Origin of the sequence: Caldicellulosiruptor hydrothermalis 108, assembly GCF_000166355.1 — a bacterium.
In the GTDB taxonomy this organism is placed as follows: Bacteria; Bacillota; Thermoanaerobacteria; order Caldicellulosiruptorales; family Caldicellulosiruptoraceae; genus Caldicellulosiruptor; species Caldicellulosiruptor hydrothermalis.
This window is the reverse complement of sequence record NC_014652.1, coordinates 374,222-393,461: the sequence shown is the minus strand read 5'-3', so window position 1 is coordinate 393,461 and position 19,240 is coordinate 374,222. Positions and strand designations below refer to the sequence as shown.

Here is a 19,240-nt window from a genome sequence, read left to right as displayed (position 1 = left end):
CCCCCTGAAAAAAATAGGTCCTGAAGTTCTTTGACTTCAGGACCTATAGCAATTCTTCATCGTCTGCTGCTGATGCACCGGTTGTTGCCCCTCCAGTAGCACAGTCAGCGTTGTCTACTGGTGGTGTCGTTGAAGCAGTTTGTGGCTGGGCAGCTATTGCCTGTGTCTGGACTGTTCCCGCAGCAGGATGTAGTGTTGCTGTATTGCCTGGCTGGGCTGGCTGCACTCCATTATAGCAATTCATCTTCTCCTGTTTCCTGTTGTTTGTTCCCTTCTGAACTATCTGCACTATTCTCTGGTGGTGTTGTAAATGTAGTTTGTGACTGGTCAGTGTTTATCTGTGATTGTGCTCCTGCGTCGCAAACTTGCCCTGCAGTTGTGTTTCCAGTAACTTCTGCTGCCCACGGTCTCAAATAGTCTTTTATTGCCCGGATGGTTAATTGTTTACTCTCCTTCAATTCGCTTATGTCAACTTTCTCTACTATCAACGGTTTGTGTCCCCTTACCATCACTATCGCTTTCTCGTTCTCAAATCTCAGCACTTCATCCTGTGTCAAAAGTTGTCTTTTACCAACTGACTGTGTTATTCGTTCTATCTCTGTCAGGCCTTCCAGTCCGCCCTGCCTTGATACCGACCGTGTGTGTATTGATTTCGTGCCAAGCAGTTCCGATACATACTCCGCCGTCTTCAAATCGTTCGCCCCCAAAAAATACTTCGTGTCACAACATCCTATTATGTTTTCCCAGTCCAGCGGGTATATCTTCTCAAGCTGCCCTAAACTCTGAAAGATAATACTGCAGTGCAGTCTCCTGGAACGAATCGTCGCTATCTTCTCCTGAAAATCCGGTATCTCACCAATGTTCGGAAACTCGTCTAGCAGGAAGTACACTTCCCTTGCTCTTATCTCTGGATCTGTTGTTGTATCGTGCAGGTTCACAAGCTTGATAAACAGGAAACTGAAAAACAGTGAGCTCAAGAAACTGAACGCTCTATGTGTGTCGCTTATGATACAAAAGTACGCTACCTTCCTTTTCTTTGGTGCTTCTAAATCTATGTCACTCACTTCTGTCATTTTCTGGACAAGCCTGTTCTGGAATACCTGCAGTCTTGTGCCAAGTCCTATGATAACACCAGTTCTTACCTGTTCACTTGCCTGTGCAAATATATTGTATGCCATCTTTGACGCACGGTCGTTCGGTATACTCATAAACATGCTCTGCAGCCCTGCCATGTTCGTCGTCGCTAAAAGCCTGTACAACTCCCCTAAATTCTGTTCCTGCGCCGGTCTCGTCTCCTTAATGTACAGCACCAGCGCCTTGAGCAGGTTCAGCTCCGCCCTGTCCCAGAACGGGTCGCCACCTGCCTTTCTCATCCCTGCCTGTGTGTTTCGTATTACAACATCCGCAAACACTGTTGCGTCCATGTCGTCAGCTACTGCGTCCAGCGGATTCCACCTGTCCGAACATTCGATGTTGACAAGGTTCAATGCCTTCACATCGTACCCCTGCTGTTCAAGCCACACTGCCATGTCTTCAAACAATTCCCCTTTCGGGTCGGTGATTATCATGCTCTGTCCCATCTTCGCTATCTGGATAATATTCGGTCTTGCAAACGTCCTTGACTTCCCTGTTCCCGGTGCTCCAAAGATTGCTATGTGCTTGTTGTATTTCGTGTCTGCTGGCAGCACTACCCTCTGTCCATTTACCTTGCCCAGCAGTATTCCTTTTTGCTCGCTGCCAAACCTGAATACCTTCTTCGCTTCCTTTATCTTCATCCAGTCCGCTGTTCCGTACGTCCCACGCTCATCTGCTGGTACTTCCTTGCCAAAATGTATCTTCAACTCGTCTCTGTAAGCAAATATGAATACTCCTGCTACCACCAGTAGGACAGTAGCAACACCAAGCCAGACCTTTAAAACTGCTGGACTGTGAAATACATTGCCCAGCGCTGCTACCGGGTCGGTCTGTATCACTATCTTTGGACTCTTCCCTGCCATGAGCTGTTCCCATGCGTCCTGTGATATTGCACCGCTGAACATCCCTATCAAATACGCCATCATCAAATAGTAAATCACCAGTATCGCTACAATCCCAAACGCTTTCTTCATCCTATCAACCCCCCCCTATACTTGCATCTCGCCAAATCTTGTTTGGCTGCCGGGTTGGCTACTGGGTGTCGATTCATACCTGACTATGTTCAAAAACTCCTGCAGTGTGATTGTTCTCAAATTCGCCTGTATCCCTTCAAACCGCCACTCCTGACCTTTTAAACACAGTATCTCTGCTCTGTATGGACTCGATTTCAATACGTTCTCTACTGCGTTCTTCCCTATCATCTCACCATCTATCCCAATATATACTAGCTTTCCGCCTGCTTCAAAATCAAACAGTCTATTTCTACTGGGAAATGCATTGCTGTAAACTGCTGTTGCTATCCTGTGCTTCCATTCCGGTATCCCTATTATCACGTCCATTATCTGCAGTCCCGATTCGCTCAACGGCAGTGTGTGCAATGCCTGCACCCTTAATCTTGTGCTGTATTTTGTCACTACCTGCAAAAAGTCTTTTAGTTTCTCACCTTCGCATAAAATAACAAACCTGTGTATATCGTGCTCGACCAGTTCGTCTATGTCGTCTATCATCTCAGATAATACTTTCATGCTCGCTTTCTGTGATACCTTGAATATCGCATAGCCTTTCGCCACCCCAAGCACCTTATTCTTGTCGCTTATCTCCTTCTTCCCCTGCTGTTCACGCTGTTTTCTCGATTCACTCTTTAAATCCCAGCAGGTTGTAAAATGCGGATAAATGTAAGGTCTGTTACCTACTCTCAATACGTTCTCCCATCTGTACAGAACTTCTTTGCTCGTCGGATTGCTCAATGGTTCAAACCATATCATGTATTCCAAATTCACATATTCTATACCACCCTTGTCAAGTGTTAAATACCTGCCACCCACTTTCTTCAATATCTCTCCGTCAATCAATTTCTTCACCCGTCTATAATATGCCCATTCATTTTGGTATATCTCTTTCGCCACACTGTATGGTACCATCTTGAATTTTATTATCTTCTCTATCAATTTGTTGTCTCTTTCTGTTATTTCTACCACTTACAATCACCCCCTGTGTTTCAATACCGTCGACACTCTACTGGCAATTATATTGCTACTGGCACTTTATGGCATTACCAGCCTGTTGCCCTTCCTTTACATCCGCATCCCTGCCTTTCACTCTGTAGCAGAATTTAAAAAACTACTTCCGCAGGGAAAACACAATGTTTTCCCTGCCCAGTCCTTTCTTCCTTTTCGAACCTAACCGTTCAGGATAGGATACAACTGAGTCTCAAGTATCAAATTCGCTATCCATGTTCGCTATCAACATGCTTTACTTCTGTTATTGTTTATCTTTGATACAAGTTTGGATAATGTCTTTGACTCTCCAAATTTACAACTTGTTGTATCCTATCTCTTGAATTACTGCTATTATCTTACTGGTAATGTATTGTCTACTATTATCTTTGCTGCTATTCTTTTACTGGTATTTTGTTTGTGATTTTTATATCAGGTTTTGCTGTTATGACTTTATGGATGTTATCAGGATGCGCTACTTTTATTAGTGTTTTGCAATACATATTGTCTATGGGGTAACCGAAGCAGCTGAAGGACATATGGTACATTGTATCATCAGGAATGATACCAGCTATAACAAGTGCATTTATCAATGTTTTCAGCATTCGGTTATCTGTGTCGGCTCTGATTGAAACGCTGTGTGGTACATAAAATTCAAAGACTATATGAGCTTTTTCGAAGTATGGTTTTTCTGGCAGTTTAGACAGGGCGTTATATATCATTTCTTTCCATTTCAGTGTATCTGACTGAGTAGCGACTTTGTAGACAGGTGGGACGTCGTAGATTAAGATTGTTAAGATGTCGTCTTCGTATTTTGCTTCGGTTATGTCCGATAAAAAGGTAGTGTCAATTTTGTAATTGTGGATATCTTCGATGATGCTTGCATAGAATTTGACTTTATACTGAAGTGCAAACAGGCTTTCACGTATCTGGTAGATAGAAAATTCAAGTTCTTTTGTCCATTTTGTGAGGTGTTCAATAAGTGGTATGAAATCGTTCGGAATATTACTCATCTTGATTTCTCTCCTTTCTGCAGTTTTTCTACAAAAAAAATAAGGCAGGGTTTAAGCCCTGCCTTATACTATGAGAAGGCGTTGAGGAATGACTTTACAACCTTTTTATTCTTTGCAAGGTTGTTTTCTTTTTGATTTTCACTACTGGAAGGCAGATTAACAGGTATTGTGTTCAGTTTAATACTACCTGATACGACTGCTTTGGTTGCGTAGTACAGCTCAAGTGCGTCGAGAATGACTCTGGTCTTGTTTTCTTCCTGCCAGATAGGATGTTTTTCATCGATTTTAACTGACAGAGTCTTTTTCATTCCAGACTCACCTTTTCGTAATACTGTTTTAGAGCTTTTGTTACCTTAGTTAGAGACACCTTGTATTGCTATTTTGTATTACTGGAAGTAAAAAATCGAATAAAAAATTCATAGTAGTAATACAAAGCAGGCATTTGACATTCATCCATTTCAGTTATATCAAAGTTTACAGTGGTATTACTCATCAAGTATACTGAGCAGATTCAAAAATCCTTTTGCGTTTGCGAACTGTGCATTGTAGATGACCTGGACATTTTCAAACTCTTTCTGCAGAACAGCTGCGATATTGAAAGCGCCACCACCTGCCACGAATACACCATCAAATGTGTCAAAGCCACGTTGTAATTTTCTTGAAATAGACTGGACAATGTCATTTGCTATAGTGTTGAAGACTTCTTTCTTTTGTTCTTCGATGTTTATTTTTCTGCCACGTACGGATATCTGCGAACGCTCATGAATATCGAGCAGAAGATTTGTATCGTAACTGACTCCATATTTTCGTTCGAGGATTATGCTGAGCTTTTCAATAGCCATTGACATACCTTTGTCAAGTGTAAAGCACAGTTCGAGAAGTGGATTGATGTTGTTTTCATTCACTTCTACAACTATGACATCAGTAGTTCTAAAACCTATGTCCAGAACGCAATAAATTCCTTTTTCAATATTAGAGTCGATAGAAAACAAGGCACCAACACCCTGTGGGAAAACTTCGCACCTTGTTATGTGGTATGTGTGTGCCACGTTGTTGCTGTCAACAATTATCTCTTCTGCGAACTCAAAATAGTCTCTGACTTTCTCTTTAAGTTTTGGGTATAACATAAGTGGCAGACCAAGACCAAGTTCGATTTCTCTGTCGCTATCAAGAGCCATAAGTGCTGTTAGAACGAGTAACTTGGAAAACTCTGATACAAATCTGTCGTCTGAGAAACTTGTTTCTGTTATCATGCAATGAGTAGCTGCTTTTCCTACTGCGTAAGTCTGGTTCATATAAGTTATGAAGTATTCACTGGTTGGTTTAAGTCCTATATCGGTTAGAAAAGTTTTTGCTACTGCGGATGGGAAAATCACTTCTTTTCCTTTTTCATTTACTGCCTTTGTAAAACCAAACCCAACATCAACGGCACATTTCATAGTTATCTTACCCCCTTTTAAATTTTTGCTGCCGATAAAATAAAAAAGCCTGTGAGAATGAAACTTTTCTCACAGGCAAAAATTTTTCTGTGTTCGGTTTTTTGTTCGCATTTTATTCTGGTATACTGAAATTATGCAGTTAGCCAAAATAAAGTTTGCGCTCAAAGAAGTTTGCAAACATCTGGGGGTGTTCTCCTCCCCCGTGAGTATAACAAGCCCTGATTAGAAATCATAATCAGGGCTTTTGTTGTTTATCTGAACTTTCTTTAAAAATCCTTTTTTAATCACTCTTTGTTTTATCTCTTCCCATTCCTGTTTTGTAATCAGGCAATCATGGACAGGTACCATGAAGGTTATGAGTTTGTTGTCAATCCAGTCAGCATATGCAACTCCGTTACAACTTCTCACAACTGACAGGAACGTTTCTTTGTCAAGTCTTAAGTTTTTAAACCCGACATCCCTGAAGTAGTATTGAATATCTTTCATCAGCCTATCGGTAAACCACACTTCGAGATTAATGTTTTTGTCGTTGTACTCAAGGTACAGAACAGCAAGCGGATCCATTGCAACAAGGTACCTATCAATAAAATCCCACAATGAGCGGTTTAAAAGCTGATTGTAATGCCGTGTGCAGAACCACGCTGGTGTTTTTGAAAGTCTGTAGTATGCTTTCTCCCCGCAGACTGAACAACGCATATTGTCAGACACTTCATATTCGATTCTCTCTCTTTTTGAGTCGTTTTTGGGATAAAGCAAGGCAACTCTTGCTCTATCGAATATATCGGTCATAACGCATACTCCCCCAATCTTTGCAGGATTTCTTTCCATTCTTTTTCGGTGATGATATACTCATCATTGGACTCGTCCAAAAGGTAGGCAAATATTTTGTCGTTTACAATATTAGCGTAGGCAATTCTGTCGTGTGCTCTCAGCATTGAGAGAAATACTTCCACATCCAGAGATTCGCTACTATCTAACAGTCCCAGGGACCTTAAGTAGTCTTCAGTTTCGTGGACAATATCAACTGTACCAAGGTATGACACTTTTACTTTTTTATCTTCTCCGAAAACCACCGGGATTTCTTGCACTTTAGGGTTATCAAGCACATTTTCAATGGCATAGCAAAAGGTATTTGTTCTGATAAATTCAAAGTGTTTTTGACAGAGGTAAATTTTTTCTTCTGTGTCTTCATATACGACCATGTACTTAGCGTCTTCAATGCATTCCGGTTCAGAGCATAGTTCTCTTATGTTGTCAGGCAGTTTGGCTACTTTGGAGTAGCACTCACCTATATCCACCATTATTTCAAACGAATTGAAGTCGGTTTTCTGCATTCTTTCATCTCTCCTTTTGTATTTTGTTTACTTAGAAAAATATCACAGCCAAACTACAAAAACTATTACGAACGTACTTTCACAAAAACAAAAAACCCTGCTACTGTTTCAAAGTAGCAGGGCTGCAGGTTTTAAACTTTGAATATAAACGCTTCTGCTGCGTCTTTGTAAGGATGTTTTCGTGCAAAGTACCTTTCAAAGTTTTCGTAACCATGTCCGAGTTTTTTTGCAGCAATTACTTCATTAATGCCAAGTTGTTTCTTTGTAATTTCTCTTTCGCCTTTGAATGCTTCAGAGAGTTTCAAAACAGAGTTTGAAATCTCATCTGTCATTGTGACACCATTCATTGCAAGAATGCTTACGTCACCCTTTCTTATAGCGTCCATGACAACACCATATTTGCCTTCAGCAGTAAGTTTGTTGACTACTGGAGCAAGGTTAGCAAAGTGTTGTTTGTACTCCTGCATGTGCGACATTCGCTCAAGGGTTGTCAGGTCTATAGCCTGTCCTATCCTGTTTATGCTACCTGCTGATTTCATGATACCACCTGCAAAGTATGAGAAGGCTTGGAAAGTTGGATTGTCTCTGCCCAGTGTCTCACCCACACCTTGCAGGAATTGTCCTGCCCTGTACAGTTTGCTTCCACCTGTCATTGCATTTAAGTTTCTCAGGAAAGCCTTTCTTGTTGCGTCAGTATCTGTGTAGATATTTCTATATCCTGTGAGACTGTCCAGAGGACTTGCTGATGAACCACTGGTAGTAGAACCTGAAGTTGATGCAAATTCAATTTTAGGTCCACCAGTGGCAGGCACACCAGAAAAACCACCCATCGGTATTGGTCCACCTTCGAATGTTCTGCTGCCAGTAAAGCCAGCAAATGTTGCACCTGAACCACCGCTGCCGCTGCCACCGCCTGCCGGGCTGAATCCGCCTGCCAGGCCGCCAGCATTTATCTCACCACCGCTGGTTGAACCTATCGAAGTAGACCACTCACTTGCTTTAGATTGAGAGCCAAATGCATGAACAAAACTGTTCTGAGCACCTTTCATCATTGCAAGAGTTCCACTGAAGAATGGATTTGCCAGTGACATTTCATCTATACCGCTAAGTCTTTCAAAGTAGTTTTGCAACAGATTTCTGAGTGTATCAGCTATTTTAGGTACGGAGTACATAGCTATTGCTCCGAACAGCCAGCCATCAAGACCTACTGCTGTAAAAAGGTGCAAAACTGCAAGTAATGTAAATGCGTAAAAGAATGCCATTGAAGCGTTTGTGATAATCTCACCGAACCACACATTCATGACGTTTGCATCTTTTTTGATTCCCCACATAGCAGCAGCAAATGGTGTGAACAGGAAAAACACACCGAGTATGATTCTTCGGGTCAGGAATATTAGATTAACTTTGAAATATAGCAGAGCATATATAAGTTTTACGATCGCAGTATTGAGCGGATTAGACGTACCAAGATCCAGTGCCAGTGTGTCTATAAAGCCGTTCTGAGCAATTTTATTTTCGTCCAGACCAAAACCGAAAAATTTTGCTACACTTGCTGTAATTCCTTCAACGTTACCAAAGTATGTTGTTTCTGTTTTGACGTAAGCATACAGCCAGTTAGTAAGTTTTTCAAAGAACCAGAACATGAAAGAAAACAACAATGGTGCAGCAGCGATAAGCAATACCACCTGAAACCATGTTGTAATTTCTTCCATTAGATTTACTCTTTTTCTTACACTAAGTCCTGATACAGTAAGTTGAATAGCCGTTTTCCCAACCATAAGTACGACGAAAGCTATGCTACACGCTGCAGCAAACGAGTAGAATGTGAGCAAAAATTTAAATTCTTTGTCCGAGAACACAGTATTGTTGAACAATAGTTGATTAAGTGGTTTAAAACCTGCAAGTCTTCCAATCCACTCAATAAGTTGTATAAAGTAGTTGATTATCCATGTTAATGCTAGACCAATCCATGTCATAGTTTTATCGGTATCCGCCTGATTTACCGGTTGACTTCCCTGCTGAGTGGAAGGTAGAACTTTCATTGCATCTGTGAATTTTTGTTCAAATCCTAAAATTACCCCTATGATGGATGTGAAAATTCCCAGGATAATGCAGGCAATAACAATGTATTTTAGCCATTGAGCTGTCTGTGCATGTTCCTGTTCATTTTGAGTAAACATTAGCTTTAAAAATGCCAGCATAAAAGCGATTACTACAAAACCAATACCCACATAAACTATCTTGTTTGACAGGCTGGTAATAAACGTTTTCCCTATGTCTACTGGACCAGCAAAAGAAACTACCGGATAAAAAAGAAAGAGTCCTGACAACACTGCCAGGACTGAGAATTTTAACTTTTTAAATTTCGTCATCGCGCAAAAACCTCCTCTTTTTTAGGAGTATATTTTTTTTCTCTGTACAGTAATCGAATTCCAATCATTGTAGGATGCAGGGCTTTATCTTCTTTGAACGTATTAAACACTTCCCTGAAATACATGTTTGGCAATCTTCTAAATCTTTTTTTGGGGAGCAGTTTATTTGTTGCAATGGAGAAAACACGTTCATGGTCGAGTGCTGGAAGCACAAGGTCATCGAGCACTTTTACAGGATGGATGGCACGTTTGATAAACTCATAAGAATTATAGTCGTTTTTAGAAGGAAAAGTTGTGCTTTCGATGTATACCATATTCTTGTCCACCCTTGCGGGGTGTGTGTGAGCAACTATAACTTTTTTGCATTTGCCGTTGAATGATGTGTTGTAGCTATAAACCACTTCGTGTGCCATGGAATTTACTTCCCAGCAGTCGCCATGATTGTCAATGCAGGCAAGTAAAAGTTCATTGTTCTCGTCCAGCAGCAATGTCATCGAAATCTCGTGACAGAGTATAAACTTCTTCAGACTTCTGTTGTAGTTTTTCAAGGTTTTTAAGACCCTTATTGCATCTTTCTGGGATGTAATGGTTATTTTTCTTCTGGGCACAAGACAGAGAACAACACCGGGTTTGAGGTTGAACACAGGCATTCTTCTTGCGTTCCGCCTCAACCACATAAAAGCGTATCTAATTTTCTTTACAAGCCAGATGTATATTGCTGCTTCTATTGCAATCAAAATAACCTCAAGAACAAGAGCAGTGCCTATGTCGTCTGAAAGTGCAACAGCCGGTATCTGGTTGATTATTTGTTCATATTTTTGCCTGTCAGTGAAGAAATAGAATATAGCAATCAAAGACTTTATTCCTTCAGAACCAAAGAGAAAATACAGCACTTTTTTGACCCAGTAGAAGATGGTAGAAATAAATTGTTCCACTTTACATTTCCCCTTCAAAGTTTAGTTCTATTTTTCTTTATACCACGGTTTTCAAAAAAGTGCCCTTAATTTTTTAGAAGTTTGTCGTTGTGACATAATCCCATTCGAATGCAAATGGAGTTACCTGCAGAAGAACCTTTTCTTTTGAATTTACCAGAATCCCCTGTCCTTTCTCAGCGGTCATCAAGAAATTTTTAGCAGCGTCAGATAGTTTAAAGTACTCAGCAGTCTCTTGAGCTAAGTCCGGTTCCTGTTTGAGCAGGAATTTTGTTGCACACATATTTAGCATTGTTCGACCAGCAGGGGTATTTAAAAATTCGAGTATTGTTTGGGAAGCAACCATGAGTGATATCCTGTATTTTCTACCTCGTCGTGAGAGTGATTCAAGATAGTCGTTTGTTGATTCATACTTTGTAAACATCCATGCTTCGTCGAAGATAACAACCTTCTTTTGTTGCCTCATCTTGGCATGTGAGAACTTGTTCCAGATCCAGTTGAGTATATTTACCGCTGCGAAAAACTTCAGAAACGGGTCCTTATCGAATTCTTTCAGGTTGAAGCCTATTATTCTATCACCTTCCTGCAGGTCAATCTGAGACTCACAGTCAAACAGAGCAAGCGTTCCATCTCCTGTAAATACTTCCATTGCTTTTGCAAGTTGTTGTGTTTCTTGCTCTTTCAGTAGTTCTTCTCTCAGGTCGCTGAGTATCGGTAATTTCTTCTTTACCTTGCCAATGTAAAACCTGCCCTGACTGTCGGTAGCAAAATTTGTGTACAGGCTTTCCGGGCTTTTATCAATTCCCCTGTCTGCGTAAAGTTTTCTGACAGCTCTTTCAATTATAGCCAGCTGGATTCCATCAAGTTTTTTGCCAATAAAGTTTTCAGAGATAATGCCAAGTATAAATCTGATTTCTGAAATCTTGGAGTCAATGTCCACAAATTTCTTCCCTTCATCTTCTTCTACTTCAAGCTCAAACGGATTTAGCCCAATCTTTTCCCCTGACTTTACTTTTACATATTTCCCGCCAAGCATATTGATAAGCTTTTCGTATTCGCCTTCTGGGTCCAGCACACATGCGGCAAAGCCAAATGCAACTGCCCGTGCGAGCATTGTTTTCATTGTAGTGGACTTACCACTGCCAACTGTACCGAAAATAGCTATATGGGGACCGGTAAGTTCTGGTGCGAACTGGTTGTAAAAAACTGGTGCACCGGTGAGCAGGTTGTACCCCAGGAACACCCCACCTTCGTAGTAGACATCCGTATTACCTACCGGGACAGTTGATGCAGCAGAACCTGTTGTGTATGTTCTTTGATGCTCAAGGTACTTTTGATTTCCGAGTGGTAGCACTGTTAACAACCCTTCAAGTTGTTCGAAACTCAGACAGCGTGGTTTGATGTTATACGCAGAACAGCGTGATTCAAATTCTTCACATTTCTCCTTTAGTTTTTCTAAACTTTCTGCGAAGATTGTGAAGAAAACCTGAACATACAGGACCTTTTCGATACCCCTCTGCAGTGCTGCTCTCAGCATTTCATAATCTTCTGCCTGGGTCATTTTGCGATAGTCTGGTTTTTTACCTTGCTGCATACTCACAATTTCATTGGACTTCAGTTTTGTGATTTTCTTTGTAAGGTCTACTATCACTTCGCCTGTATCAGCAGGTTCGACATAAATTGAAATTACTATTTGTCCAAGATTAAAGAACGAATTGAAAAAGCCTAGATTGATTTCATACGGGTGCACTGCCAGAACGTACACTCTTGCATATCTTTCTGAACCAAGATAAATGTAGTCCTTTTCAAGGTGCAGGCAGTCAGGGACTACCAGGTCCAAGAGTCCCAGAGCATTTTTATCAAGTCTGCTTTTTGTCTGTTGATTTTTATCTTCACGCTGTTTCTTCTCTGTAGACTTCTTCAATAACTGAATCATCTACAACAACTCCTTTCTTACCAGAGTTATACAAATCCAGGACATGATTCTTTATGGCTTCATCAACTTTAAAGATTTTGTTTTTGTTAAATTCATCATGTAAAAGTTGCAGTACTTCTGGCATGGACAGCTGGTATATTTTTATACCAGCGTTTTTGAAAAGTGAGATAATCTTTTTTGTTCTGTCGTTCAGTTTTTCAAAAGCTACTTTTTCATTTTGTTCCCGTACCCAGATACTTACGAAACTTTTGCGCACATACATGTCCTTCTGCTTTTGCAGTTGCAAAAGTTCGTTTTTGAGCATTTCGCAGTACTTTTTCAGACTCTCATTGATAGTTGCTGTGTTTTGTGTTAGAAACCCGTCAATTTCATTTACTTGCTGGGTTGTTTCAACCCGCTGGGTGGTTATGAAAAATTGAACAGGTACATCGAGTGCACGCATGAGTGACATTAAACTTAGCTCAAACGCTTCCTGTTCAGCCTCACTCATCAAATCAAAGTCCTGCGATGACAGTCCAAAAATTCTGACATATCTGAAGTTGTCCATAACTACTGTTCCATCTGGCAGGATATTTTTTATCTCCAGTAGCCTTTTTAAGTGATTTCTGTCATCAACCTTTTGTATTCCCTGCGTTTTTGAACTCGAAGAAATTAGATTAGCTTTTGTCTTTATTCTTTTTTCAAACAACTTGTAGCCAAGTATCAACAGTCCGCCAACAAGAATGACGAGCAGATCTGACATGTTAGTCATCACTCCTGTAGAGTATTGTTCTTTTGCCTGTGTAGAACTTGTAAAGCTTTTTCAAAAACACATCCAGTTCATCACCGTTGATTTTAAGAAACGCAAAGGCAGACCCTATAACAAGGATAAAGATTTCAAGTATTGCAGCAAGCCAAATGGGAAACCTGAGCTCAGAGAACAAGCCAAAACCGATAAGTGCAGGCACGACAAACACTAAAAACTGTTTCCATGTCATGATACCCCCTATGACCTTGTCCTCTATTTTCTCATCCAACGGAATTTTAAATGTTCTCATGGAATCACTCCTCTCCATTTTACTGAAAACTTTAACTACTTATAAACAAGAAAGCCCACTGGTAATTTTCCAATGGGCTTTTAGGGGTGTTTACTTAACTGCATTGACTATGAAACCAACAATTGATGCTGCAAAGAATACGCCAATTAAGCCAATAATCATGATTCCAAATGATTTTTTTATTTGTGCTTGTTTATGTTCATCCTGGGTTGCTGCCAGCAGTGCACTTCGCACCATAAACAGAATAACAGCTGCACCTACTGCTATAATTTGGATTGGTGTTTTAACCTTTGTAACAATATCTTGAACAACTGCTTTTGTATCTTTTTGTTCTACAATGCCCGAAAAATCAGCTGTTGCGAATGCTGTTAACTGTAGCATTGCAAAAGCCAAAGCAGTTGAAACAGAAGCCCAGACCTTTTTAATTTTGTTCATCCTGAACACCTCCTGTTTTTATTTTCCAAAGGTGTTGTAAATGACACCCAAAATGTAAGGCGCAAGCAGGTAAATTATTACAACAAAACCGACTCCGCCAAGGATGGAAGCACCCATCTTTTTAGCTATCTGGACATGGAAAACATAACCCACCAAAAGCAAAAGTACTGCAATCATAATACCAAGACCTGCTATGGGTTTTATAAAATTTTGGACAATTTGTAAAAGAGTAACAAAAAGTTTTGCAAGTGTATTTGAAAATTGTTCTGGTGTAACAGGTTCTACAATTCCATTCAGGTCATTCAAAGTCTCACCCCCCTTAACAGGCTCTAAAAAACACAAAAAGCCGTGCAAAGGGGTATAATAACCCCCGTACACGGCTAACTTCCAAAGGCAAACTTTACTTCTGGGGTAGGCAGTGGTTCACGAACCCACAACGCCAGAGCTACAGTCTGGCATGTTGCTTTACCATGCCTACCACATCTTTTCTTTTTTCCACCAGCCAGAAAATTTTACATGCTCGATAGTCTTAACGGTGGCTATCCCACCGTTTTCGTATATAATCAGTACGGCGGGACCGTACTGTACAGCTTTGTACTTTCCTCTCCGGGAGAGGAGAATACCATGTACGGCAGCTTTTAAAATATTCAGTTCAGCTTCAAGGTCTGAGCAGGGCATTATACGTTCCTTGTAACGTTTTATGGCATGTCTTGTTATTTGAATCATAGCAAACACCTTAATATGCAAGGACGTTATTGGCTGTATTAATCACAGTATTTCTCCTCTTTTTCAAACCTTCTGTCAATGTATGTACCGGTCTGATATATTTGGGCAGTGTTGTTGGCACAAGGGTACCGTCTTCTAAACAGTCTTTTCGCACAAACTTCCCCCTTACCCATCTGTAACATGAACGGACAAACTCATACAAAGTGGACACAGACGGCCATCTGTGATAAGAAAGTTCGGCCACTGCCTGCGCATGTTCACGCTTCATAATTTCATACGTTTCATCCCAGAGTTCTCTTTTCGCTCTTTCTCTTCTTTTTTGTTGATAACTTCTCCATTGAGCTTTTCTTCGATTATTTGCCTCTAGTAACCTATATGCAACCTCTTCCCAGTAGCGTGGATCTTCTTTGATGTACTTGTTTATTGTTGGTCTTGACACACCTGTTATTCTGTGTATCTCTACTCTCTTTTTGTGTTCTTCATAGAAGAGTCTTAGAATTTCATTAATTTTTTCCTGGCTGAGTTTTCTTGCCATAGCATTCTCCTCCCCCATTGTTTATTTGATACTTTCTAAGTATTTTTGAAGCTTGTTCTCTATTTGAACTATTTTAGTGTTATGCTCTTCTCTTTTAGACGTTGTAGGCATTGCTGTTGTTTTTCCTGGTCTTAAGTTTTCTAAATATTGTAGAAATGATTTTTCGCTTATGTAATATTTCCTGTTCAAGTATCTGAAATCTACGAGGTTACTTTTACAAAGCCAGTACAGAAAATTTTTCCCAATCCTATATTTCCTTCTCAATTCTTCGACAGTCAAAAAGCCTTTACTTTCTTCTTTTGTCATTTCGTAAAGTAAATTTTTTATTTCTGCTACACTCTTTTCAATTTCATCCATCTTTTTTATCAGTTCATGAACATTCATTTTATTTCACCCAGAAATCTTTCAATTTCGAAACCCTGTGGTTTTGTTTCGAGGATTCTAAGTATCACTCCCGGGCTTGGTTGCTTTCCCTGTTTAATCCTGAATATAGTGCTCGGGTGGACACCTATTAACCTAGCAAATTTGTAGGTCGGAACTTTGGCTATAAATTCTCTTATGTATTCGTAGTTCATCAAATCCACCTTCTCTATTGCGTATTTGCAATCTCAAGGGTATTATATCATAAGTATCGATTTTATGCAATACTTTTTATAGATACTAATTTGCAATTTTATGAGCTTTGCGTTTTTGCAATACAAAAAACACAATAATACTGTATTGCTGCTAAAATGCAATGTAAAATAGAAAGTGAAAAAAGGGGGGCGAGTGTATGGCAAAAAAGAATAAAATTGCAAGAACCTTGGGGCTAAAAATAAAAAAACTTAGGGAAGAAAAAGGATGGACAATAAATCAGCTAGCTCTCTATGCAGGTGTAAATCCCACTTCGATTATGAGAGCAGAAAGAGGAGAAAGCGAACTTTCACTTGGAAATCTTCTGAGAATAGCAAAAGCGTTGAAAGTTGATCTGAACACACTTGTAGAAGAAAGTATGGGACAAATAAAGCTTGGTGACGAAGAACTTGTCCCAGAGGAAAAAGATAAAACACCGGACATTTATGAAATTATCAAGAAAGCAGAAAATTTAAATTTTAAGGGAATACCTGTCAACGAACCTGATGTAAAACAGGCAATTGTAGAAGCTATAACATTTGCTATTAGACTGAAAGCTAAAGAAAAAAGACAGGAAAATAAGGAGATAGAGGAGTGAAAAGTAAATGAATTACAAACAATTATTAAAAAAAGTAATTTCTTTTATTGAATTTGTTGACACCGAGTACGGTACTCGTGACCCGGAAAAAATTGCAGCAATGGAAAATATATTTCGTCTTGTATGGAAGTTACCCCGTTGTATTCAGGGTTTTTCCTTTATACATGATGGTGATAAGTACATCGTAATAAATGAAAAGCTTTCTGAAAAAGGAAGACAGTTTGCTTTATTACATGAATTATATCACCTGCTCAATTCCCATACAAACGAGTATAATCGTCTCTTATTTATGACAAACGCATTTGTGAAAACCACAAAAACAGAGATTGAAGCTGACTATTTTGCTTTTATCTGCATGAATTATGAAGATTTTGAAAACATTAATCCACTTACAATAGAACATGAAGTTGCTATCTTTAAGAGGAGGTACCTGAAAATATGAGAGGACATATTGCAAAAAAGGGAAAGAAATATTACATTGTTGTTGACATAGGTGTAGTTGATGGAAAGCGCAAACAAAAGTGGCTGGGTGGTTTTGAGACAAAAGCCGAAGCAGAAGAAGCATTACCAAGGATTCTAAACATTATCTACCAGAATAAAAACAAACTACTGGAGCAGAAGACTTTTGGTGAACTTTTAGACTTATGGCTCAACACAGTAGCAAAAAACAGGGTTTCTCTTAGTACCTTTCAATCGTATTCAAGTTCAATTGCACTGCACATAAAACCTTTCCTTGGTGAGTATGAACTGGGCAAACTCACACCTATGGATTTGCAAAAATATTACCAGCATGTCATGACCGAAAAAGGGCTTTCTTCGACTCTTGCTCTTTATCATCATCGAATAATACATCAAGCGTTAGACTATGCAGTCAAAATGGATATGTTAGAAAAGAACCCTGCTGATTATGTAGACCCACCGAAGAAGCGAAATTACCAACCGTCGATCTGGGACGAAGAAACTATAAAAAAGGCTCTGGAAATTTTCAAAGGCACCAACATCAGAATTCCTGTGCTGCTGGCAATTTATACAGGGATGAGGATTGGGGAAATAGCTGCACTTAAATGGGAGGACATAAATTTAGAACAGGGATACATAACAGTCAACAAAACATTTATGAAAATCAACGGTCAGACTTATATCAAGGAGAAAGCAGAAAACAAGAACAGTTATAGAATTGTAGCAATTTCCAATCAGGTTGTATCAGAACTAAAAGAGTGGAAAGCAAAGCAGGAAAAGTTGAAAGAAGAATTAAAGGAACTTTATCATGATGAAGGTTTTGTATGTACGTTTGAAGATGGCAGAGTTCAGGACCCGAAGTATATCACCAAAGTGTTCCAGAAGACAATAGAAAAGCATAAACTGCCAAAGATACGATTTCATGACCTCAGACACACCCATGCTTCAATTCTATTAAAACACGGTGTTGACCCTAAGCATATCAGTGACAGGCTGGGACACAGTACCATAACCACCACGCTTAATATTTACAGTCATGTGTTTGATGAAAAGAGAAAGAAAGTGGCAGAAACTTTTGAGGACATTCTGAAGAACCAATAGAAGTAGTTCATACCAGTTTTTGCTTCTAACATTTTTCTAACGACAGTTTGAAAACAGCTTAAACTGAAATGGTAAATTCCATTAATTTTCAGTAATTCCATTCTTAAAATTCAGAAAAATCAAGGCTTTTAGAAAATCTACTGGCAGGATATGGATAGAAAGCTGTAATAAAGCGTTGAAAATGCGACTGGAAATCGTGTGTACCCCCAAAAGGGGTACCGAGGGTTCAAATCCCTCTCTCTCCGCCATTTTTATTGGGTTTGTTGGTTAGCAAATGTTGGAGTGTAAAATTTGCATTCTAAAAATGGTGTAAAAATTTTTATACTTCTTACTTTCACGGAATTAGCGTAAGCAAAGCATTTGTTTTATCAATTCAATACTTTCCCTTCAAGGATATCCAGATAGTTATTAACAATTTTTTATCTGAATATTTTGGACAAAAATTTTTCGGTTTTGTCTTCAAAACAATTATTTTTCTTATGCGTAAACTATAATTTCATTTTTAGTTTACTATTTATAATTTCTATGCTATTATTTAATTAAACATTTTTGCTTGGAGATGATTTAATTGCTGAATTTTCTTCAATCAGTTCAATTTGTCAAAGAAGTTGAAAAAAAGATAATTGAATATGAGAAAGACATTGACTTCAATGAGGCAATCATGCTTTATGAAATCGCAAAACATGATGCAGATTTAGTAAAAAACCTTGCTAATACAATAAAACAACATTATTTTGAAAATACTATTGAGCTTTGTTCCATTTATCCTGCAAAGGTAGGACTTTGCAGCGAAGACTGCAAGTTCTGCTCCCAGTCTATCCACCACAGTTGTTCAATTGAGATAAAAGATCTTGCTACGCTTGATGAGGTAACAGAGTATCTTGAGAATGTAATATCTTTTCCAGTAAAAAGATTTTCCTTAGTCACAAGTGGTGAAAAGCTTAATGACTCAGAATTTGAAAAAATTTTAGACATCTATTCATATATCTCAAAGAATTATAACATTCTTTTGTGTGCATCACTCGGCTTTCTCACTCAAGAAAGGGCAAAAAAGTTATTGAAAGCTGGGGTTGTAAAGTATCACAATAACTTAGAGACATCCAGCAAATATTTTAAAAATATCTGTTCCACCCATACTCAGCAGCAAAAGAAAGAGGCTTTAAAAATTGCAAAAGAGGCAGGGCTTCAAATCTGCAGCGGTGGAATAATCTCAATGGGTGAGGACATGATTGAAAGAATCAAACTTGCATTTGAACTAAGAGAATTAGATGTTGATTCTGTTCCTATCAACATATTAAATCCAATAAAAGGCACGCCTTTTGAAGATATGAAGATCATGGACCAAAATGAAATTTTTATCACCCTGGCACTATTTAGGATTATACTGCCAAAAAAGACCATTCTTCTTGCGGGTGGAAAGGAAAATGCACTTGGAGATATGGAAATAATGGCATATGAATGTGGAATAAATGGTTGTATGGTTGGAAATTATCTTACAACAAAGGGGATGGGAATAAGAGAGAAGATTGAGATGTTGGAATCCTTGGATTTAAAATTTCAAACCAATATGCATAAATAAT

23 protein-coding genes and 1 tRNA gene are annotated in these 19,240 nt (G+C 39.1%); 5 read left to right on the top strand and 19 right to left on the bottom strand.

Features of this window, described 5'->3' with window-relative positions:
• Positions 1 to 43: 43 nt before the first annotated feature.
• The 19 genes from CALHY_RS01660 to CALHY_RS01570 form a co-directional block, all read right to left on the bottom strand.
• Positions 44 to 244 carry a hypothetical protein gene (locus CALHY_RS01660; RefSeq protein WP_013402279.1) on the bottom strand — a complete coding sequence of 67 codons (201 nt, stop codon included), beginning with the start codon at positions 242 to 244 and terminating at the stop codon, positions 44 to 46.
• On the bottom strand, positions 231 to 2,108 hold the full coding sequence (locus tag CALHY_RS01655; RefSeq protein WP_013402278.1) for a VirD4-like conjugal transfer protein, CD1115 family: 1,878 nt from the start codon (positions 2,106 to 2,108) through the stop codon (positions 231 to 233). The genes CALHY_RS01660 and CALHY_RS01655 overlap by 14 nt, the downstream gene beginning before the upstream one ends.
• A 15-nt stretch (positions 2,109 to 2,123) precedes the next feature.
• Positions 2,124 to 3,113, bottom strand: coding sequence for a hypothetical protein (locus CALHY_RS01650; RefSeq protein ID WP_013402277.1), 990 nt, complete (start codon positions 3,111 to 3,113; stop codon positions 2,124 to 2,126).
• Between the two features lie 413 nt (positions 3,114 to 3,526).
• Positions 3,527 to 4,144, bottom strand: a complete 618-nt coding sequence (locus tag CALHY_RS01645; RefSeq protein WP_013402276.1) for a hypothetical protein — start codon at positions 4,142 to 4,144, stop codon at positions 3,527 to 3,529.
• A 68-nt stretch (positions 4,145 to 4,212) separates the two neighbouring features.
• Positions 4,213 to 4,452, bottom strand: coding sequence for a hypothetical protein (locus tag CALHY_RS01640; RefSeq protein WP_013402275.1), 240 nt, complete (start codon positions 4,450 to 4,452; stop codon positions 4,213 to 4,215).
• A gap of 177 nt (positions 4,453 to 4,629) precedes the next feature.
• A complete protein-coding gene (locus CALHY_RS01635) occupies positions 4,630 to 5,583 on the bottom strand; it encodes a ParM/StbA family protein (RefSeq protein ID WP_013402274.1) in 954 nt (317 codons plus the stop codon).
• Between the two features lie 222 nt (positions 5,584 to 5,805).
• Positions 5,806 to 6,372 carry a hypothetical protein gene (locus tag CALHY_RS01630; protein ID WP_013402273.1) on the bottom strand — a complete coding sequence of 189 codons (567 nt, stop codon included), beginning with the start codon at positions 6,370 to 6,372 and terminating at the stop codon, positions 5,806 to 5,808.
• The gene (locus CALHY_RS01625; protein ID WP_013402272.1) at positions 6,369 to 6,917 is read right to left on the bottom strand and encodes a hypothetical protein; all 549 of its coding nucleotides are present in this window, start codon (positions 6,915 to 6,917) and stop codon (positions 6,369 to 6,371) included. The genes CALHY_RS01630 and CALHY_RS01625 overlap by 4 nt, the downstream gene beginning before the upstream one ends.
• Before the next feature lie 131 nt (positions 6,918 to 7,048).
• Positions 7,049 to 9,289, bottom strand: a complete 2,241-nt coding sequence (locus tag CALHY_RS01620; protein ID WP_013402271.1) for a hypothetical protein — start codon at positions 9,287 to 9,289, stop codon at positions 7,049 to 7,051.
• On the bottom strand, positions 9,286 to 10,224 hold the full coding sequence (locus tag CALHY_RS01615) for a JAB domain-containing protein (RefSeq protein ID WP_013402270.1): 939 nt from the start codon (positions 10,222 to 10,224) through the stop codon (positions 9,286 to 9,288). Before CALHY_RS01615 ends, CALHY_RS01620 begins: the two co-directional genes overlap by 4 nt.
• A gap of 73 nt (positions 10,225 to 10,297) precedes the next feature.
• Positions 10,298 to 12,157 carry a VirB4 family type IV secretion system protein gene (locus tag CALHY_RS01610; protein ID WP_013402269.1) on the bottom strand — a complete coding sequence of 620 codons (1,860 nt, stop codon included), beginning with the start codon at positions 12,155 to 12,157 and terminating at the stop codon, positions 10,298 to 10,300.
• Positions 12,114 to 12,899, bottom strand: coding sequence for a hypothetical protein (locus CALHY_RS01605; protein ID WP_013402268.1), 786 nt, complete (start codon positions 12,897 to 12,899; stop codon positions 12,114 to 12,116). The genes CALHY_RS01610 and CALHY_RS01605 overlap by 44 nt, the downstream gene beginning before the upstream one ends.
• 1 nt (position 12,900) lies before the next feature.
• Positions 12,901 to 13,194: a PrgI family protein gene (locus CALHY_RS01600; RefSeq protein WP_013402267.1), complete on the bottom strand. Its 294-nt coding sequence runs from the start codon at positions 13,192 to 13,194 to the stop codon at positions 12,901 to 12,903.
• A gap of 90 nt (positions 13,195 to 13,284) precedes the next feature.
• Positions 13,285 to 13,629 carry a TrbC/VirB2 family protein gene (locus CALHY_RS01595; protein ID WP_013402266.1) on the bottom strand — a complete coding sequence of 115 codons (345 nt, stop codon included), beginning with the start codon at positions 13,627 to 13,629 and terminating at the stop codon, positions 13,285 to 13,287.
• Between the two features lie 18 nt (positions 13,630 to 13,647).
• Complete coding sequence (locus CALHY_RS01590; RefSeq protein WP_013402265.1) at positions 13,648 to 13,935, bottom strand: hypothetical protein; 288 nt, start codon at positions 13,933 to 13,935, stop codon at positions 13,648 to 13,650.
• Positions 13,936 to 14,103: 168 nt separating this feature from the next.
• A complete protein-coding gene (locus CALHY_RS01585; RefSeq protein ID WP_238524560.1) occupies positions 14,104 to 14,307 on the bottom strand; it encodes a hypothetical protein in 204 nt (67 codons plus the stop codon).
• Positions 14,308 to 14,365: 58 nt separating this feature from the next.
• Positions 14,366 to 14,890, bottom strand: a complete 525-nt coding sequence (locus CALHY_RS01580; protein ID WP_013402263.1) for a hypothetical protein — start codon at positions 14,888 to 14,890, stop codon at positions 14,366 to 14,368.
• A 21-nt stretch (positions 14,891 to 14,911) separates the two neighbouring features.
• Positions 14,912 to 15,274, bottom strand: coding sequence for a helix-turn-helix domain-containing protein (locus CALHY_RS01575; RefSeq protein ID WP_013402262.1), 363 nt, complete (start codon positions 15,272 to 15,274; stop codon positions 14,912 to 14,914).
• Complete coding sequence (locus CALHY_RS01570) at positions 15,271 to 15,465, bottom strand: helix-turn-helix domain-containing protein (RefSeq protein WP_013402261.1); 195 nt, start codon at positions 15,463 to 15,465, stop codon at positions 15,271 to 15,273. Before CALHY_RS01570 ends, CALHY_RS01575 begins: the two co-directional genes overlap by 4 nt.
• A 197-nt stretch (positions 15,466 to 15,662) precedes the next feature.
• Between CALHY_RS01570 and CALHY_RS01565 the strand changes: the two genes are divergently transcribed.
• The 5 genes from CALHY_RS01565 (at position 15,663) to bioB (ending at position 19,239) form a co-directional block, all read left to right on the top strand.
• Positions 15,663 to 16,100, top strand: coding sequence for a helix-turn-helix domain-containing protein (locus tag CALHY_RS01565; protein ID WP_013402260.1), 438 nt, complete (start codon positions 15,663 to 15,665; stop codon positions 16,098 to 16,100).
• Positions 16,101 to 16,107: 7 nt separating this feature from the next.
• On the top strand, positions 16,108 to 16,542 hold the full coding sequence (locus tag CALHY_RS01560) for an ImmA/IrrE family metallo-endopeptidase (protein ID WP_013402259.1): 435 nt from the start codon (positions 16,108 to 16,110) through the stop codon (positions 16,540 to 16,542).
• On the top strand, positions 16,539 to 17,660 hold the full coding sequence (locus CALHY_RS01555; RefSeq protein ID WP_013402258.1) for a tyrosine-type recombinase/integrase: 1,122 nt from the start codon (positions 16,539 to 16,541) through the stop codon (positions 17,658 to 17,660). The genes CALHY_RS01560 and CALHY_RS01555 overlap by 4 nt, the downstream gene beginning before the upstream one ends.
• A gap of 152 nt (positions 17,661 to 17,812) precedes the next feature.
• Positions 17,813 to 17,908: transfer RNA gene (locus tag CALHY_RS13540), tRNA-OTHER, on the top strand.
• 320 nt (positions 17,909 to 18,228) lie between these two features.
• Positions 18,229 to 19,239 carry a biotin synthase BioB gene (gene bioB, locus CALHY_RS01550; protein ID WP_013402257.1) on the top strand — a complete coding sequence of 337 codons (1,011 nt, stop codon included), beginning with the start codon at positions 18,229 to 18,231 and terminating at the stop codon, positions 19,237 to 19,239.
• The last annotated feature ends 1 nt before the right edge of the window (position 19,240 follow it).

Excerpts from the sequence above, each read along its gene's own strand:
- CALHY_RS01660 (WP_013402279.1), bottom strand. The coding sequence starts at position 244 with ATGAATTGCTATAATGGAGTGCAGCCAGCCCAGCCAGGCAATACAGCA.
- CALHY_RS01655 (WP_013402278.1), bottom strand. The coding sequence starts at position 2,108 with ATGAAGAAAGCGTTTGGGATTGTAGCGATACTGGTGATTTACTATTTG.
- CALHY_RS01645 (WP_013402276.1), bottom strand. The coding sequence starts at position 4,144 with ATGAGTAATATTCCGAACGATTTCATACCACTTATTGAACACCTCACA.
- CALHY_RS01640 (WP_013402275.1), bottom strand. The coding sequence starts at position 4,452 with ATGAAAAAGACTCTGTCAGTTAAAATCGATGAAAAACATCCTATCTGG.
- CALHY_RS01635 (WP_013402274.1), bottom strand. The coding sequence starts at position 5,583 with ATGAAATGTGCCGTTGATGTTGGGTTTGGTTTTACAAAGGCAGTAAAT.
- CALHY_RS01630 (WP_013402273.1), bottom strand. The coding sequence starts at position 6,372 with ATGACCGATATATTCGATAGAGCAAGAGTTGCCTTGCTTTATCCCAAA.
- CALHY_RS01625 (WP_013402272.1), bottom strand. The coding sequence starts at position 6,917 with ATGCAGAAAACCGACTTCAATTCGTTTGAAATAATGGTGGATATAGGT.
- CALHY_RS01620 (WP_013402271.1), bottom strand. The coding sequence starts at position 9,289 with ATGACGAAATTTAAAAAGTTAAAATTCTCAGTCCTGGCAGTGTTGTCA.
- CALHY_RS01610 (WP_013402269.1), bottom strand. The coding sequence starts at position 12,157 with ATGATTCAGTTATTGAAGAAGTCTACAGAGAAGAAACAGCGTGAAGAT.
- CALHY_RS01605 (WP_013402268.1), bottom strand. The coding sequence starts at position 12,899 with ATGTCAGATCTGCTCGTCATTCTTGTTGGCGGACTGTTGATACTTGGC.
- CALHY_RS01600 (WP_013402267.1), bottom strand. The coding sequence starts at position 13,194 with ATGAGAACATTTAAAATTCCGTTGGATGAGAAAATAGAGGACAAGGTC.
- CALHY_RS01595 (WP_013402266.1), bottom strand. The coding sequence starts at position 13,629 with ATGAACAAAATTAAAAAGGTCTGGGCTTCTGTTTCAACTGCTTTGGCT.
- CALHY_RS01585 (WP_238524560.1), bottom strand. The coding sequence starts at position 14,307 with ATGCCCTGCTCAGACCTTGAAGCTGAACTGAATATTTTAAAAGCTGCC.
- CALHY_RS01580 (WP_013402263.1), bottom strand. The coding sequence starts at position 14,890 with ATGGCAAGAAAACTCAGCCAGGAAAAAATTAATGAAATTCTAAGACTC.
- CALHY_RS01575 (WP_013402262.1), bottom strand. The coding sequence starts at position 15,274 with ATGAATGTTCATGAACTGATAAAAAAGATGGATGAAATTGAAAAGAGT.
- CALHY_RS01570 (WP_013402261.1), bottom strand. The coding sequence starts at position 15,465 with ATGAACTACGAATACATAAGAGAATTTATAGCCAAAGTTCCGACCTAC.
- CALHY_RS01565 (WP_013402260.1), top strand. The coding sequence starts at position 15,663 with ATGGCAAAAAAGAATAAAATTGCAAGAACCTTGGGGCTAAAAATAAAA.
- CALHY_RS01560 (WP_013402259.1), top strand. The coding sequence starts at position 16,108 with ATGAATTACAAACAATTATTAAAAAAAGTAATTTCTTTTATTGAATTT.
- CALHY_RS01555 (WP_013402258.1), top strand. The coding sequence starts at position 16,539 with ATGAGAGGACATATTGCAAAAAAGGGAAAGAAATATTACATTGTTGTT.